General features: G+C 60.9%; 14 protein-coding genes, 1 tRNA gene and 1 pseudogene. 9 read left to right on the top strand and 7 right to left on the bottom strand.

Annotated features, from left to right (window positions below; genetic code table 11):
- The first annotated feature begins 5 nt into the window (after positions 1 to 5).
- From BSG20_RS03955 to BSG20_RS03965, 3 genes are all read left to right on the top strand, one after another.
- Positions 6 to 959, top strand: a complete 954-nt coding sequence (locus BSG20_RS03955; protein ID WP_024316165.1) for an acetyl-CoA carboxylase carboxyltransferase subunit alpha — start codon at positions 6 to 8, stop codon at positions 957 to 959.
- A 187-nt stretch (positions 960 to 1,146) separates the two neighbouring features.
- Entirely contained in the window at positions 1,147 to 2,370 is a 1,224-nt protein-coding gene (locus BSG20_RS03960) for a L,D-transpeptidase family protein (RefSeq protein WP_072369276.1), read from the top strand.
- Positions 2,371 to 2,374: 4 nt separating this feature from the next.
- On the top strand, positions 2,375 to 2,599 hold the full coding sequence (locus BSG20_RS03965) for a sulfurtransferase TusA family protein (protein ID WP_072369278.1): 225 nt from the start codon (positions 2,375 to 2,377) through the stop codon (positions 2,597 to 2,599).
- A 1-nt stretch (position 2,600) separates the two neighbouring features.
- Here the strand turns inward: BSG20_RS03965 and BSG20_RS03970 are convergent, their stop codons facing one another.
- Positions 2,601 to 3,761 (bottom strand): CobW family GTP-binding protein, encoded by a 1,161-nt coding sequence (locus tag BSG20_RS03970; RefSeq protein WP_072369280.1) that lies wholly within the window; start codon positions 3,759 to 3,761, stop codon positions 2,601 to 2,603.
- A 12-nt stretch (positions 3,762 to 3,773) separates the two neighbouring features.
- Positions 3,774 to 4,898 carry a D-alanyl-D-alanine carboxypeptidase family protein gene (locus tag BSG20_RS03975; protein WP_072369282.1) on the bottom strand — a complete coding sequence of 375 codons (1,125 nt, stop codon included), beginning with the start codon at positions 4,896 to 4,898 and terminating at the stop codon, positions 3,774 to 3,776.
- Positions 4,899 to 5,057: 159 nt separating this feature from the next.
- On the opposite strand from BSG20_RS03975, the gene BSG20_RS03980 reads away from it, so the two are divergent.
- The 3 genes from BSG20_RS03980 (at position 5,058) to BSG20_RS03990 (ending at position 7,230) form a co-directional block, all read left to right on the top strand.
- The gene (locus BSG20_RS03980; protein WP_072369284.1) at positions 5,058 to 6,221 is read left to right on the top strand and encodes a M20 aminoacylase family protein; all 1,164 of its coding nucleotides are present in this window, start codon (positions 5,058 to 5,060) and stop codon (positions 6,219 to 6,221) included.
- A 72-nt stretch (positions 6,222 to 6,293) separates the two neighbouring features.
- Positions 6,294 to 6,370, top strand: a tRNA-Arg gene (locus BSG20_RS03985).
- Positions 6,371 to 6,699: 329 nt separating this feature from the next.
- The gene (locus tag BSG20_RS03990) at positions 6,700 to 7,230 is read left to right on the top strand and encodes a dihydrofolate reductase family protein (RefSeq protein WP_072369286.1); all 531 of its coding nucleotides are present in this window, start codon (positions 6,700 to 6,702) and stop codon (positions 7,228 to 7,230) included.
- 557 nt (positions 7,231 to 7,787) lie between these two features.
- Here the strand turns inward: BSG20_RS03990 and BSG20_RS03995 are convergent.
- A pseudogene (locus BSG20_RS03995) lies at positions 7,788 to 8,922 on the bottom strand (IS110 family RNA-guided transposase).
- Positions 8,923 to 9,081: 159 nt separating this feature from the next.
- Between BSG20_RS03995 and rpiB the strand changes: the two are divergent.
- Positions 9,082 to 9,531 carry a ribose 5-phosphate isomerase B gene (gene rpiB / locus BSG20_RS04000; RefSeq protein ID WP_072369288.1) on the top strand — a complete coding sequence of 150 codons (450 nt, stop codon included), beginning with the start codon at positions 9,082 to 9,084 and terminating at the stop codon, positions 9,529 to 9,531.
- A gap of 226 nt (positions 9,532 to 9,757) precedes the next feature.
- On the opposite strand, the gene BSG20_RS04005 is transcribed toward rpiB, so the two are convergent.
- Genes BSG20_RS04005 through BSG20_RS04020 form a run of 4 tightly spaced genes read right to left on the bottom strand, consistent with a single transcriptional unit; the run spans position 9,758 to position 13,258 of the window.
- Positions 9,758 to 10,555, bottom strand: coding sequence for a 3-methyl-2-oxobutanoate hydroxymethyltransferase (locus BSG20_RS04005; protein ID WP_072369290.1), 798 nt, complete (start codon positions 10,553 to 10,555; stop codon positions 9,758 to 9,760).
- Between the two features lie 29 nt (positions 10,556 to 10,584).
- Positions 10,585 to 11,811 carry an NAD(P)/FAD-dependent oxidoreductase gene (locus BSG20_RS04010; RefSeq protein ID WP_072369292.1) on the bottom strand — a complete coding sequence of 409 codons (1,227 nt, stop codon included), beginning with the start codon at positions 11,809 to 11,811 and terminating at the stop codon, positions 10,585 to 10,587.
- 10 nt (positions 11,812 to 11,821) lie between these two features.
- On the bottom strand, positions 11,822 to 12,136 hold the full coding sequence (locus BSG20_RS04015) for a MocE family 2Fe-2S type ferredoxin (protein ID WP_072369294.1): 315 nt from the start codon (positions 12,134 to 12,136) through the stop codon (positions 11,822 to 11,824).
- 33 nt (positions 12,137 to 12,169) lie between these two features.
- A complete protein-coding gene (locus BSG20_RS04020) occupies positions 12,170 to 13,258 on the bottom strand; it encodes a fatty acid desaturase family protein (protein WP_072369295.1) in 1,089 nt (362 codons plus the stop codon).
- A 143-nt stretch (positions 13,259 to 13,401) separates the two neighbouring features.
- On the opposite strand from BSG20_RS04020, the gene BSG20_RS04025 reads away from it, so the two are divergent.
- Both BSG20_RS04025 and BSG20_RS04030 read left to right on the top strand, forming a co-directional pair.
- Positions 13,402 to 14,433, top strand: coding sequence for a LacI family DNA-binding transcriptional regulator (locus tag BSG20_RS04025; protein ID WP_083539839.1), 1,032 nt, complete (start codon positions 13,402 to 13,404; stop codon positions 14,431 to 14,433).
- 114 nt (positions 14,434 to 14,547) lie between these two features.
- A complete protein-coding gene (locus BSG20_RS04030) occupies positions 14,548 to 16,218 on the top strand; it encodes a phosphoethanolamine transferase (protein WP_072369296.1) in 1,671 nt (556 codons plus the stop codon).
- Position 16,219: the final 1 nt, after the last annotated feature.

The following is a 16,219-nucleotide window of genomic DNA, read 5'->3' on the forward strand; positions in this document are numbered from 1 at the left end:
ACCTCATGCACAACTATCTCGACTTCGAAAAGCCGATCTCCGACCTCGAAGGCAAGATCATCGAACTGAAGAAGCTCGCCTCAGAAGACGAGAGCATCGACACATCCGATGAAATCGGCAGGCTCGAAGTTCGCGTTCGCGAAGCGATGGTCGACATCTATTCGAAGCTCAACGCCTGGCAGAAGACGCAGGTTGCGCGCCATCCGCAGCGACCGCATTTCGTCGATTATGCCAAGACGCTGTTTCAGGAATTCACGCCACTCGCCGGCGACCGCAAGTTTTCCGAAGACGCCGCGATCCAGGCAGGGCTTGCCCGCTTCCGCGGCCAGCCTGTCGCCGTTCTCGGCCAGGAAAAGGGCAACGACACGAAGAGCCGCCTGAAACACAATTTCGGCAGCGCACGTCCGGAAGGCTACCGTAAGGCGATCCGCATTCTCGAGATGGCTGACCGCTTCGGTCTCCCCGTCATTACGCTCGTCGATACGGCAGGCGCCTATCCGGGCGTCGGCGCCGAAGAGCGCGGCCAGGCCGAAGCCATCGCCCGGTCGACGGAAATGTGCCTCTCGGTAAAGGTACCGATCGTTTCCGTCGTCATCGGCGAAGGTGGCTCGGGCGGCGCGATTGCAATCGCCACCGGCAACCGCGTCTACATGCTGGAGCACGCAATCTATAGCGTGATTTCGCCGGAAGGCGCGGCCTCGATCCTCTGGCGTGATTCCGCCCGCGCCAGGGAAGCCGCCACCAACATGAAGATCACGTCTGACGACCTGAAGTCGCTCGGCATCATCGACGGCATCATCAGCGAGCCGCTCGGCGGCGCGCATCGTGATCCAGACAGCGTGATCGCCGCGACAGGTGATGTCATTGCCAATGCTCTCGGGGAACTTTCCAATCGCACGGGAGAGCAGCTTCGCAACGATCGCAGGCAGAAATTTCTCAACATGGGCCGCAATTTGTAGTACACAAACACGCCGCTGCGCTGTGAATGAGGCCAAACCTTGGCCACAATAATGTTATCAATAACTTTCCTACTTGCGGGGACGCGCGCGCTTCATAGGCTGCTAAGAGTTTGTGAACCATAGTCAGCCTATGATTCGCTCCGCGCTCGTTGAGGCCGGGTTGCATACTGTTGATGGGCTATTTTGAATGCGCATTCGTCATTTTGCTTATGTTTCCCTGATGGCGCTGGCCTTGGCCGGCTGCAACGATGCATTGGAAACCGCCCAGGTGGACCTCTCGAGGGTCAAGAACAAGGTCGAGCAGCCGCTGCCGCCGCGTATCCTGTCCGAGATCGCCGCCAAGGGCATGCAGCGCAATTCGCCGATCATGATCCGCATCTTCAAGGAAGAAGGCGCGCTGGAGATCTGGAAGGCGAAGACCGATAATCGCTTCGACAAGATCGCCGACTATAAGATCTGTGCCTGGTCGGGGCGCCTCGGTCCGAAGGTGAAGGAGGGTGACCGGCAGGCGCCGGAAGGCTTCTACAACCTGAGCCGCGCCAACCTGAATCCGAATTCCAAGTATTATCTCGCCATCAACACCGGCTTTCCGAACCGCTATGACGCGGTCAACGGCCGCAGCGGCACCAATCTGATGATCCATGGCGCCTGCTCGTCGTCAGGCTGCTATTCGATGACCGACCAGCAGGTGCTTGAGATCTACGCCTTCGCCCGTGATGCCTTCGCCGGCGGCCAGTCGACGGTGCAGCTTCAGGCCTTCCCCTTCCGCATGACCGCGGAGAACATGGTGCGGCATCGCCTGAACCCGAACATCGAGTTCTGGAACATGCTGAAAGTCGGCTACGACAACTTCGAGGTCACGAAGCGTCCTCCTGAGGTGAATTTCTGCGAGAAGAAGTACGTCTTCAACCAGCAGGCAACCGACAACGCCACCTTCAATCCGGCCGGAACGTGCCCGGCAATGTCGACGCCGCCGGCGCTGACGGCCGCCCTTGCCTCCTACGGCAAAACCTACGACGCCGACTATTCCAAGGCCATGAAGAAGTATGACGGCATGGCCTGGTACGATCCGAGCGAGGCCGAACGCAAGGCTGTGGTCGCCAAGCTGCGGAAGGGTCGGGAGCTCGCCTATGCACCGACCGGCACCTCGCTCGAAGCGGGCAAGATGGTCAAGGTCGCAGAACTCGAAGAAATGGCGGCCAGCAAGACCGCGTCCACGGTGGCCTCTAATGCAGCGCCCGGCGCTGCCCCGGCGACGCCCGAAGCAAAGGCGATCGCAATCGCCGCTGCCGTTCCGGCCCAGGTTCCCGTCCCCACGCCAAGCCCCCTGGCATTCGCGCCGGTGGAGCAGTCGGTGCCGGTGGAGGTCGCCTCAAAGAAACCGTTCTGGAAGTTCTGGGGCAAGGATTGATGGCGTGAGCGCCATTCTCTATGACCTGCGCGGCCTCAAGTGCCCGCTTCCGGTGCTGAAGACACGCCGCAAGATGTCCTCTCTGCCGAAGGGTGCATTGATCCGCGTCGAAACAACCGATCCGCTCGCCGGCATAGACATCCCTCACTTCTGCAGCGAAGACGGCCACGAGCTCATCGAGGCCGAAAAGACCGAGGCAGGCCACCGCTTCCTCATCCGCAAGGGATAGATCAGAACCGCATGCCCGGCACGGCGAGTGGATTGTCGTTCAGCGCCGTGCGATCCGGCGTGTCGACACGCGGCTTGCCGAGAAATGCATCGAACAGATCCTTGACGAAGGCTTCGGGCAAATCCCTGGTGATCAGCACCATGCGCGTGCGGCGGTCCTCAGGGTCAGGCCAGGCCGGCAGGCGTGACGGCGGGTGGAAGATGCTCTGCACGCCGTGAAGCACCAGCGGTCGATCTGGCCGGTCGGATACCGCCACGATCGCCTTCATCCGCAACAGCTTTTCGCCGTGCGCCGAGCGCAAGAGATCGATGAACATATCAAGCGCCATCGGGTCGATTGGGTTGTCCTCGACGATCGAGAAGGACCGGATCGAGGAATCGTGGCGGTTCACGTCATGCGGGTCCTGATGATCGTGTCCGTGATGATGATGGTGATGATGTCCGTCAGCCCCATGGTGATGGTGTTCATGGGGGTGCGCATCATGCGCATCCTCGTCCCGCAGCCAGCGACCGACGTCGGCGATCTTGGTTGCCGGATCATAGAGACCATTGACCAACACACTCGCCTGTCCGGCTTCGACGCTGTCGGCATCCATCAGCGCCGCACGCGGGTTGAGTGCATCAAGACGCGCTTCCAGCACCCGCAACACCTCCGGCGGCACCATCGTCCGCTTGGAGATGAGCAGCCGATCGGCGACTGCCGCCTGCTTGACCGCTTCCTCGTGATTGTCGAGTGTCTGCGAACCGTTGACCGCATCCACCACCGTCACGATGCCGTCGAGATCGAAATTGGTGGCGACGACGGGGTTGCCCATGATCGCCTGCATGACCGGTGCCGGATCGGCAAGCCCCGTCGTCTCGATGACGACCCGGTTGACCGGCTTGACGCGACCGGTCTGCACCGCATCCATCAGATTTGCCAGCGTATCGACCAGCTCGCCGCGCACCGTGCAGCAAAGGCAGCCATCCGAGAGCTCGATGATCGCGTCACCTGAGCTTTCCACAAGCAGGTGATCGATGCCGACGTCACCGAACTCATTGATGATGACAGCGGCATCCCTCATCGCCGGATCCTTGAGGATGCGGTTCAGCAGCGTCGATTTGCCGGCACCCAGAAAGCCGGTCAGGATGGTGACCGGTATCCGATCGGAAGCAGCGCTCATCTCAAACTGACCTTAGAAAGAGGTCGGACGCGGCAGCGGCACCGGCACGTTGGCGATCGTCCCGGCGGTATCCGCAGTGGCCAATTTGTCCGGCTGCGGTTCGTTCTGACCCGGAATAAGTCCCGCGAAGACGAAATTCGGCTCGTGGTCCATTTCCTGGATATAGGGCGACAGGACCTTCATGCGGCCGACCTCGTCGCGCGTTTCACTGCGGACCTTGGCGCCCTTGGCGCTGCAGATATCGGCGGTGATGTCGGTCACCTGATCCTGGCCCGGCCCATAGGGTCGCAGCGAACTGAGCGTGTCGGACGCGGCAAACTGCGAGGTGAAGCCCTTCTGCAGCAAGTCAGCGGAGGCATCCGCACGGGCCGCAAGGCTGTCGGTGCCGAGTACAACGGAGATCAGCGTGCGGCCGCTGCGGGTTGCCGAGGCGATCTGGTTGAAGCCCGAGGCGCAGATGAAGCCGGTCTTCATGCCGTCCGCGCCTGCGAAGCGGCCGATCAGGGCGTTGATGCTCGGCACATTCTTGGTGCCCGTCGTGATGCCCTCAAGCGAGAAGTATCCGGCATATTGCGGGAACTCGCGGCGCAGCGCGACGGAGAGAACCGCAAGATCGCGAGCCGTCGTGTACTGGCCTTTGCCGGGCAGGCCGTTGGGATTGACGAAATGCGAATCCGTCATGCCGAGCTTCGCTGCCTCGGCGTTCATCTTCAGCACGAAGGCTTCCTGCGTGCCGCCGACGGCCTCAGCAACGGCAACCGCGATGTCATTCGCCGACTTGACCATCAGGATCTTCAGTGCGCTGTCGAGCGTCAGTTTTTGTCCTGGCGTGAAATACATCTTCGCCGGCGGCTGGGCGGCCGCCCGCTTGCTCATCACAACAGGCGTGTCGAGACTGATCTGACCGGCGCGAACCGCATCGAACACTGTATAGACGGTCATCAGCTTGGTCAGCGAGGCGGGATACCATTTACGGAACGCCTCATCGTGCTCCAGCACGCGGCCGCTCTGGACATCGACGAGAATATGCGGGTTCGCATAGGCCTGGGCGGAGGCCGAAAGAGCGACAGCGGCTGCAAAAGCTGCGATTGAGAGCGGCCGCAAAGCGGCAAACAAACGGTTCTGGCGCGTCGACACGGTTCGTCCTTAAAGATGTCCGGAAGTCTCGAAAGTTTCCCCTATTTAACGTATATGGCCATGACATGGCAAAGGGCCTTGATTAAGTTATTTCTGCGGCATCGTGTCCCCGCGACCCGGTTCCGTCCCCGTTTCGATTTTCACGACAGGAAAGCCAGCATGCCGATTTTGAACAGAGCCGCCGAACTTCAGGACGAAGTGACAGAGTGGCGACGGCATATCCATGCGCGTCCCGAACTTCTCTTCGCGGTCGAAACCACCGCCGCCTTCGTGGCCGAGAAACTCAAGGAGTTCGGTGTTGACGAGATCGTCACCGGCATCGGCAGGACCGGCGTCGTCGGCCTGATCAAGGGCAAGGGCGAAGGCGCGCGCACCATCGGCCTGCGCGCCGACATGGATGCCCTGCCGCTCACCGAAATCAGCGGCAAGCCCTGGGCTTCGACGACCCCGGGCAAGATGCATGCGTGCGGCCACGACGGCCATACCGCCATGCTGCTCGGCGCGGCGAAATATCTGGCCGAGACACGCAACTTCAACGGCAATATTGCGGTCATCTTCCAGCCGGCCGAAGAAGGCGGCGGCGGCGGCAACCTGATGGTCAAGGACGGCATGATGGAGCGCTTCGGCATCGAAGAGGTCTACGGCATGCACAACTTGCCGGGCCTTCCGGTCGGTCACTTCGCCATCCGCAGCGGCGCGATCATGGCCGCCACCGACGAATTCACCATCACCATCAAGGGCCGCGGCGGCCATGCGGCACAGCCGCACCGGACGATCGATCCGATCGCGATCGGCGCGCAGATCGTCAGCAACCTGCAGCTGATTGCCTCCCGCAGCGTCGACCCGCTGCGCTCGGTCGTCGTCTCGGTCACCAAGTTCAATGCCGGTTTCGCGCACAACGTCATCCCGAACGATGCGACGATCGCCGGCACGGTGCGCACGCTCGACGAAGAGGTGCGCAACCTCGCCGAGACGCGCCTGAAGCAGGTGGTTAACGGCCTGGTTGCGGCCCATGGAGCCGAGGTCGACATCGACTTCAATCGCAACTATCCGGTGACCTTCAACCACGCGACGGAAACCGGCCACGCGCTGCGCATCGCCGGCGAGATCGCCGGCGCCGGCAATGTGAATGCCGAGATCGACCCGATGATGGGCGGCGAGGACTTCTCCTACATGCTGAACGCCCGTCCGGGCGCATTCATCTTCATCGGCAACGGCGACACGGCCGGCCTGCACAACGCCGCCTACGATTTCAACGACGAAACCATCGCCCACGGCATCTCCTACTGGGTGCGGCTTGCCGAACAGCGCCTCGGTGCCTGAAACCGACTTCATGCGGGCATTGCAAAAGAGCTTGGCTTCCGGCCAAGCCTTTTGTATGCATGACGCTCAAGTGGTCCCGTAGCTCAGCAGGATAGAGCATCAGATTCCTAATCTGAGGGTCACGCGTTCGAATCGCGTCGGGATCACCAGTATTTTCAAAGATTAACCTTCGATTTCGCCAAAGTGTCACGTTCGTGCATCTGTTCACGTTGATGTCAGTGATTCACGTGTCGTCGGCAGCGTGAATAGACGTCATCGAATCTGACGCTTGTTACCCGCCTAGAAGACTCCGTCCCGGTCGTGGAAGGGCGTTCCGACCCTGCCCGGAAGCAGAAATTCCAATGTCGCACGAGGGTGGTTGGCGGTCCTTTGGTTATTCGTCACTCCGACAACGCGGCGCGCAGTTTATGCCCAACCTCACTTTTGCCTAATGTCGCCTCAAGCTATTCTGAATACCCTGCGGTGGAGATTTTGCAGCATGGCGAAGCTCATCTTTGGAATGAACCAGTCCCTCGACGGCTACGTCGACCACCTGGAAATGCCGACGGGCCCCGCGCTCTTTCGTCACTGGATCGAGCAAGTCCGCGACCTGACGGGCAGTGTCTACGGCCGCCGCATGTACGAGATCATGCGTTATTGGGACGAAGACCGTCCTGAGTGGAGTGCGGAGCGACGCGCATTCGCGGCGGCGTGGCGGCGCCAGCCGAAGTGGGTCGTGTCGCGCTCGTTGAAGTCAGTCGGCCCCAACGCCACACTTGTCGAGGATGACATCGAGGCGGTGATACGTGGCCTGAGGGCTCGGCTCGTTGGGGAGATTGCAGTTTCCGGACCAGACCTAGCACGAAGCCTAACCGACCTTGGTTTTATTGATGAGTATCGACTCTACTTCCACCCCGTCGTGCTTGGTCGCGGCAAGCCATTCTTCGCCGGCCCGCGGCCACCACTCCGCCTTGTCTCCACCGATCACGTCGGCGAGGACGTGATTAGGTTGACGTACGTTCCTGCTTAATCGCGCGTCTCGCCAGACGGACTGCGCCGCCGCGTCAGGTCCGCTTTGGGTCGAGTTTCCCCTTTGGTCGCCGGCCGAAGATCGGACATCCAGTGCGGCGATGGGCCGCCGCACTGACATGCCCAAGGGGCCATCGGACTCGCTTGAGCCATCCGATAATGATCGGAAACGAAAATGACGCGCTGGCTTTTGCAATGAACGCGGCGCGAGGCTCGTGCATCTCTAAGAGAGGCATGGTAGCTCTTATGTTCACTTGCAAGCTCGTTAATCATTACTCTTTCTTTTCCGGCCTTGAGGACGAAAGCACATGCGTGAAGCTGTTGAACACAGCAGGAGGCAGGGCATTTAGACGACGGCTGGCATACTCTTATGCGCGGGTTGGGTACCGCATTTCCGTGTGTTCGTCTGGGGCTGCCTCTGTCTAGGGTCGGGCGTGGATGTTATCCGCCACATAGCTACGACGAGGGTTCCCCACCGGAGCCCTGCCTCCAACTTTGTCCAACAGCAGATGATTTCTAATTTGGATTATGCTTCTCTCTTCAAGCTGAGCATCGGCATTAGCCTTTTGCTGTAGGAGCGACCTCCTGCCCAATCGCCCACAGGAATGCGGCCATTTCTCTGGCAATGGCGGTGACTGCGATGACTTTCGGCTTGCCTGCCGCCACCAGCCTTCGATAGCGCGCGCAAAGTCGCACTTGCCCTTTCCAGGCAATCTCTCGAACAGCCCTTGGCAGGTCCTCCAGGCGCGCCTGGATCGTCGGGCTTACACGGGCCGGGAAGCGATATGTCCAGGCCCCTTCTATGAGGACTCGACGCGCCCGTATGTTGCCCGCCTTGGTGATCCCACCACGCTTGACCCGTTCGCCCGTTGAGCTTTCCGACGGCACAAGACCCAGATACGCCATTAACTGACGAGGATTATCAAAACGCCTGACATCGCCGATCTCGACCACAAAGGTGACCGCGGTCATCAACGCGACGCCACGCATCGCTTGGTAGGCGGCCACAACCGGGGCCATCGACCAGGATGCCGCGGTCTCCACCACCAGCTGGGTCAGCCTGTCCAGACGCACGCCGGCATCCTCGATGGCCTGGCAATATTCTGCCAACAGGATTTGGTGGGCGGGATGATCGAAGGCCTGGCATGTCAGCCATCGGACATGGGCGCGCGTCCATGGCGTGCGGCCGGTATAGAGCCGGCCGTGCCGCAGGAGAAAGGACTGGAGTTGCTGACGTGCCTGCTTCAACGCGTCGTTGGTCGCTTCGCGAGCCCGCACCAGGTCGCGGATCGCCTCATGAGCTTCGTCCGGAACCCAGACCGCGGTCAGCGCGCCCGCCCGGTGCAGGCGCGCCAGGCTCATGGCATCCCGCCGGTTGGTCTTCACCCGGTCGCCAGCACGCTTGGGCACCAGCACGCTTGGGCACCAGCGATGGCGCCACGACCATGCAGTCATGCCCCAGTTCGACAATCTGCCGGTAGAGACCATACCCCGTGGGACCCGCCTCATAGCAAAAGTGAAGCTTGGCTGCGCGCTTGGAAAGCTTGTTGACCATCGATGCCACCGATGACGGCTCCGACGAGATGTCGCCTAAAAACCGTACCTCGCCGTTGCGTGCTCCGTCGGCAATAGCCACCGAAATCTTCGGCTTCGACGTATCCAAGCCGATGAAAATTACGCTATCGTCTTTCATGGTTCGCCCTCGCTAAGCTTGGGGCTCGGCTCCGGCCAATCCGGAGCAACCCCCGAATTCAGCTTACCGCGGGGGCGGGCCACCTTCACCCCGCGAACATACGGTCTAGGGTGCATCGTCAAGACGCCAAATTGTCTTGGGAAACGGGACGACTTCTGCATGACAGCCAGCAACCGCATCGCCCTCTCCAGCGACCACGCCGCCATTCAGCTCCGACAGGCCATTGCCGGTCATGTTGCGGCGCAAGGCTGGGTAGTGGTCGATATCGGACCGACAACGCCGGAGAGCACACACTATCCTAAGCACGGCGAAGCGGCGGCGCGGCTCGTCGCCTCCGGCGATTGCCGGTTTGGCATCATCCTATGCGGCACCGGCCAGGGCATCATGATGGCGGCGAACAAGGTAAAGGGCATCCGTTGCGGCGTCTGCGGCGACACATTCTCAGCCCGCATGATCCGCCAGCACAACGATGCCAACATGCTTTCGATTGGCGTGCGCGTGGTGGGCGAAGGGCTGGCGCTCGATATCGTGGATGCGTTCCTGACCGCTCGTTTCGAGGGCGGCCGGCATGCGACGCGGGTGGAGATGATTGAGGCACTGGAGGGGTAGCGCCGTCCTTTTCTCCTTCTTCTTTGGGTTCCCGCGATTATGCCGATCCGCCGCATGGCCAGGAACAGGCATGTCAGCCCCAATGCTGTGCCATGCCGTATAATGAAGCCGCGCAGAGGTCAGTTTGCCAGGCTCGGGATGGATTAAGACCAATATCGAGCACGCCCACTGAGAAGAAGGATCGGCGGTTCATGCGCGGCGATCAAGAAGGCGAAATGTCCGGCAATTAGAGTCGGGACAGAAACCTCTCCAACTCCTCGGCATCAACAGGGACGCGATGATGTTCCTCGGGATAGGCGCCGCTTGCAATGTCGGCAGCGTATTCGCGGAATGCCGCGATCCGTTCCAGCTGGATCCGATCATATTCTGCCGCGAGGTTGCGATAGACTTTGGCGTGGCGCGGATAGTGCCCGCGGTTCAGGCCCAGCACGTCCTCGGAGAAGAGATATTGGGCATCGCAGCCGCTGCCGGCTCCCATGGAGATCAGCAGCATCGAGGTCCGTTCCGAAATCGCCGCAGCGACCTCGGCCGGCACCACCTCTATTTCCGCGCTGAAAGCACCCGCGGCCTCCAGATCCTTCACCTGCTTGTAGACGAAGGCTGCCGATGCCGCCGTCTTCCCGACGGCCCGAAAGCCGCCCGTCCATGTGGAGTGCGACGGAATGAGCCCCGTATGGCCGCAGACGGGAATATGTTCGTCGCGCAGCCGCCTGATCGTCTGCAGGCTGGCAGCGCAGTAGATGGCATCGGCTGAGGCCGCCCGCATCGTCACGGCGGAGCGCAGGATCTCATCGGTGGTGGCACCGCTCTGGCCGTACTCGCCGCCGGGGATTGCGAACCGACCGGGAGCGGCATCGCGAAACTGTGGATCGAAGAGGAGCTCGGGAGGAACCGAAATCAGATCGATGCCGGCGGCCTCGGCCGCTTCGGCCTCCTCGAGCACGACCACGCGTAGCATGCTGAGCTGCCGCTTGCCCTTCATCGCCAGGAGGTCATGCACAGTCGGTCGCACTTGTTTGTTCATTGCCGATACCTTGAGACTACGGTCGCCACTCAGGCGGCCAGGAGGGATTTCAGTTTGACGTTGCTTGCGACGAGGGCCGCCGGATCCGGATGGGCGCGCGCCGCGATCAGCATTTCGGCAAGCCGTATATCGCGGCCGACCGCATTGCCGCGACCGATGCCGCTTGCCGCAAGCAACCGGCCGGCTTGATCGAGATGGAACAGGATGAAGGCGCCATCGGGAAGATCGCGTCGCAGATGCTGAACGGCGCCCTCCGCCAAGCCGGCGATCTGCAGCGTCACATCGTATTGATCGGACCAGAACCAGGGTACGGCGGAAACGGCTTCGCCAAGCCCGATCATATTGGCGGCGGCAAGTGCCCCCTGCTCCTGGGCATTGCGCCAGGATTCGAGCCGCACGCGGCGGCCGCCATAGATCGCCAGCGGGAACGAGCAGCAGTCGCCGGCTGCGTAAATGTCAGGTGCCGAGGTGCGCAGGAATTCGTCGACGGCAATGCCGTTGTCGATCTTGAGGCCGGCGCGAGCGGCAAGATCCGTATTGGGAACGGCGCCAATGCCGACGAGCACGAGATCTGCCTCGACAGTGTCGCCATCGACCAGGCGGATGAACGCCCTTTCGCCCTGTTCCGTTACACGGTTGATGACAACGCCGCAGCGAATGTCGACGCCTGCGAGCGAATGGCGTTCGGTGATGACGCTGGCAACCTCCTCCGGCACGCCGCGCTTCAGCACGCGCTCCAGTCCTTCGAGAACCGTCACACCAGCTCCAAGTGCCCGCGCCGTCGCGGCAAGTTCCAGGCCGATAAAGCCGCCGCCGATGATCGCGATGTGCTTGCCGGGCACCATGGCCTTGCGAAGGGCAACCGCGTCCGCGTGCGTGCGCAGCGAACGGATATGCTCGCTCTCCGCGCCGATCCCCGGAAGCGGCCGTGCGCGAGCGCCGGTGGCAAGCAGGAGCTTGTCATAGGCAATGGTACGGCCATCGGAAAACGCGACTGACTTTGCCTCGGGATCGAGACCCTGAATTGTGACACCCGTCAGCAGCCTGATGCCGCTTTCGACATATTTGGCCGGCTCGGCGATGAATTTCGGCGCCGCGGAACGCTCGTCGCTCGCCTTTGAAAGCGGCGGCCGCTCGTAGGGCGCGAGCGACTCGCTACCGATCAGCGTGATCTCGCCGTCATATCCCTTTTCGCGCAGGGCAAACGCCGCACGTGCGCCGCACTCCCCTGCCCCGATGATCACGAAATGGGTCATCACAGCCTCCTCAGATCGAGATGAAGACGGCGCCGCCTTCGACTTTCACGGGATAGGTGCTCAGGTTGACGCAAACCGGCGCCCCCTTGGCTTCACCCGTCTTGTAGTTGAAGCGGCCATTGTGCTTCGGACATTCGATGATCTCGTCCATGACGAGGCCATCGGCAAGATGGACGTGCTCGTGGGTGCAGAGCCCGTCGGTTGCGAAGAACTCGTCATCTGGGCTGCGGTAGACCGCAAACGTCCTGCCCGCGTGATCGAAACGCATGACATCCTCCTCGTCGATGTCCTCGACCGCACAGACCTCGATCCAATTTCCGCTCATCTTGTCCTCCCAAACTCTTCGTTTCGCGCCGGGCTATTGGGCCGCCGGCGCAAGCTTGCTGTGGAATTCCTCGCGATAGGGCCGCGCCGTCGCCGGCAGCTCGCGTTTGAGGAAATAGTCCTCGTTGCGCAGCTGGCGCAGAAATGCCGGGATCATTTCGCGATAGCCGGACCAAATCGACGGATTGGCCACCGGCAGATCGTGCTTGATCATCGCATGCAGGCGCGGCAGCGCGTGGTAGGGCACCATCGGGAACATGTGATGCTCGACGTGGTAGTTCATGTTCCAGTAAATGAAGCGGCTGACCGGGTTCATATGGACCGTGCGGCTGTTTAAACGGTGGTCGATGACATTGTCCGCGAGACCGCCATGCTGCAGCAGGCCGGTCAGCACATGATGCCACGCGCCATAGAGCCGGGGCAGGCCGATCAGCATCAGCGGCAGCATGGAGCCCATCGCAATCGCAGCCGCGATCGTTACGACATAGATCGCAAGCCAGCTGCGCGCGATAAAGATGGCGCGCGGCTGTTCCATCTCAGGAATGAAGGTCTTCTCCTCCGCGCTGATGACGCCAAAAGCATTGCGCAGCATGTCGACCATTGCATGCCAGACATCGAGAATGCCGAAGAAGTTCAGGATCAGCCGCAGCAGATCCGGCGGGCGCATCACTGCAATTTCGGGGTCCCGGCCGACGATCACGGTGTCGGTGTGATGGCGCGTATGGCTCCAGCGCCAGGTCACCGGATTGCGCATGATCATGAAGCAGGCGATCTGATAGACCGCATCATTCATCCAGCGCGTCTTGAAGGCCGTACCGTGGCCGCATTCGTGCCAGCGGCTATCGGATGCAGAGCCGTAAAGCACCCCATATGCAAGGAACAATGGCAGAGAGAGCCAGGATCCCCAGAAATAGATACCAAACCCCGCAAAGACGATCATCGCCCCGAGCCAGATGATCGTGTCGCGAATGGCCGGGGCGTCGGAACGCTGCATCAGCGCCTTTATATCCTTGCGCGCAACCTCGGTGTGATACCACTGCGCGGCCGCCAGTCCCATGTCGACGGCCGTTCGGCCGCTTTCGCCGAGCAGGCTGTAGTCTCGCTTCTTTGTCTGGTCTGCCATTTTTATCTCCCACAAGCCGTCCCTCCCGGCCCGTCCAACAGAGATTAGGTTGACTTTCGTCATGCGACAATGCAGCCTTGATGTATTCTATCAAAACACATCATTGCGATGGCCTCACGATGAGGGATTCTTGCAAGGGCACGATGGTGAAGCGACCAACGATACAGGATCTGGCGGATGCTTCCGGCGTTAGCGTGGCGACGGTCGATCGTGTGCTGAACGGTCGCCATCGCGTTCGGGAGGAGACGGCACGACGCGTCTATGACGCGGCAGCCTCGATCGGCTACCATGCCGTCGGTCTGCTCCGGCAGCGGGTGTTTCAGGACCTCCCGCATTATCGGCTGGGGTTTCTGCTGCAGCGTCCTGCCCAGTCGTTCTATCAAACGCTCGCTCGCGAAATTGAGCAGGCCGTGCACGCCAATACGTCATTCCGCATTACGGCGCAGATCGAGTACGCAGCCGCGTCGACGCCGGCCGCCATCATCGAAAAACTGAAGCTTCTCGCGAGCCGCAATCAGGCGATTGCTTTGGTCGGACCGGACTACCCGGCCGTCACCGCCGAGGTCGAAGACCTGAAAGCCAAGGGCGTCCCGGTCTTTTCAATCCTGTCTGACCTCGCAAGCGGCGTGCGGCGGGGCTACATCGGATTGAACAATCGGAAGGTCGGCCGTACGGCCGCCTGGATGATCGCAAAGGCCGCCAGAAACCCCGGAAAGGTCGCCTGCTTCGTCGGCAGCCATCGTTACCACGGGCATGAGTTGCGCGAGATCGGCTTCCGCTCCTATTTCCGCGAGAATGCCCCTGATTTTGAGGTTCTCGAAACGCTGATCAACCTCGAGACGCCTGAGATAACTCACGAAGCCACTATCAATCTCCTCAAGCAGCATTCGGACCTCATCGGATTTTATGTCTGCGGCGGCGGCATGGAAGGCGCGATCTCGGCTGTCCGCGAAGAGGGCCTTGCCGGCAAGCTTGTCGTCGTCGTTAACGAACTGACACCGGACTCGCGCGCAGCGCTTGCTGACGATGCTGTGACCGTGGTGATCTCAACGCCGATCAAGAACCTCTGTAGCGAATTGATCACGCTGATGACCTCTTCCCTTGGGTCGGAGAATGATACAGTTCCGGGGCAATCGTTCTTACCTTTCGATATCTACACCTCAGAGAATATCTAGCCGCTCGTCGCGCCATTCCAGTGTCACGCCCAATGAACGGCATCGGTCGGCGGTGAGTCCGTTCAGGTGTGCGTCAGTTTCATGACACAATAAGCCGCTACTGCGGTGGACTGAATGTTCGCCCATGCGGACAAACAGGCACCGAGGGCCGCCCTCTTGACACCACCGTCGCTTTATCGGCCAAGAATCGGCAGCATTTCGCTGTCCGCCATCACCGGGCTCTATCTCGTCCTGTTCACGAACCGGACGTTCTGGGGGAAGGTTCACACCTATCTCGCCACGACGCCGACGGCCATCACCGCACTTTACATTGCGATCTCGGTGCTGTTCGTGGCCATCGTCACTGCCTTTTCGGCGAAATACGTCATCAAGCCGGTTTTGATTTTTCTGGTACTTGCGGCGGCACTGGCGGCGTGGTTCACCGACACCTTCGGCGTGATCGTCGACAGCGACATGATCCGAAATGCGATGGAAACGACGCCCGCCGAGGCCAATCACCTGATGACGCCCGGCTTTCTCCTGCATGTCGTATTGTTCGCCGTCATCCCGATCACGCTGATCCTTTGGGTCAAGGTGGTTCACCGCCCCGTGCTTCAGAAGCTCTTGTGGAACAGCGTGACGATCCTCGGCTGCCTGTTGGTATTCGGCGCCGTCGCGGGCGTCTATGCCAAGGAGTATACTGCAGCGATCCGTCAGCACCGAGACATCGTGAAGAGCCTGAACCCCGTCACTTCGATCGTCGGCGCCACGCGGTATTTCATGCAGGCCGGCAAAGAAGCCAGGCTCGTCGTCAAGCCGCTCGGCACCGACGCCAGGGTCGTCCCTGTCGTCGACGTGCACAAACCACGGGTAACGATTGTCGTTGCCGGCGAGACGGCGCGGGCGATGAACTTTTCGCTGGGCGGCTATCATCGCGACACCAACCCCGAGCTTCGCAAGCAGGGCGTCATCTATTTCCCGCAAACGACGAGCTGCGGCACGGCGACTGCAACGTCGATACCCTGCATGTTCTCGCAGTTCACGCGCGCAAGCTTCACCCATCGCAAGGGCATCGAGAACGAAGGCCTGATGGATGTTCTCGCCCACGCGGGCATCGACGTGACCTGGTTTGACAACAACACCGGCAGCAAGGGCGCCGCTGCCCGCATCAATTATGTAGACCTCGCGAATTCGACCGATCCGCGGTTCTGCAAAGACGGCGAGTGCCAGGACGGCATCTTTCTGGACAAGCTCGACACATGGCTGAACGGCGTAACCAAGGATAGCGTGCTCGTCCTGCATCAGATCGGCAGCCACGGCCCGGCCTATTATCTTCGCTATCCCAACGAGTTCCGGAAGTTCACCCCTGAGTGCGAGACGGCGGAGCTCGGCAACTGCAAGGACGATGAAATCGTCAACGCATACGACAACTCGATCCTCTACACCGACCATTTCCTTTCCACGGTCATCGACAAGCTCAAGGCTCGCAGCGACAAGATTGCGACCGGCTTGATCTACATGTCGGATCACGGTGAGTCGTTGGGCGAGAAGGGTCTCTATCTCCATGGGGCGCCCTATATCCTCGCCCCGCAGGAGCAGACGCACGTTCCCTTCTTCGTTTGGCTTGACCCGGATTTCACTGCGTCGATGGCACTCGACAAGGCATGCTTGGCCCAGTCGACAGCACAGCCGACATCCCATGACAACCTGTTCCACAGCGTGCTCGGAATGATGAATATCGTGACGTCCGTCTATGACGCGAAGCTTGATGTCTTCGCCGGTTGCAAGACGGGTCGGACCTCCTAGC

The organism is Rhizobium tibeticum, from assembly GCF_900110205.1.
GTDB classification, from domain to species: Bacteria; Pseudomonadota; Alphaproteobacteria; order Rhizobiales; family Rhizobiaceae; genus Rhizobium; species Rhizobium tibeticum.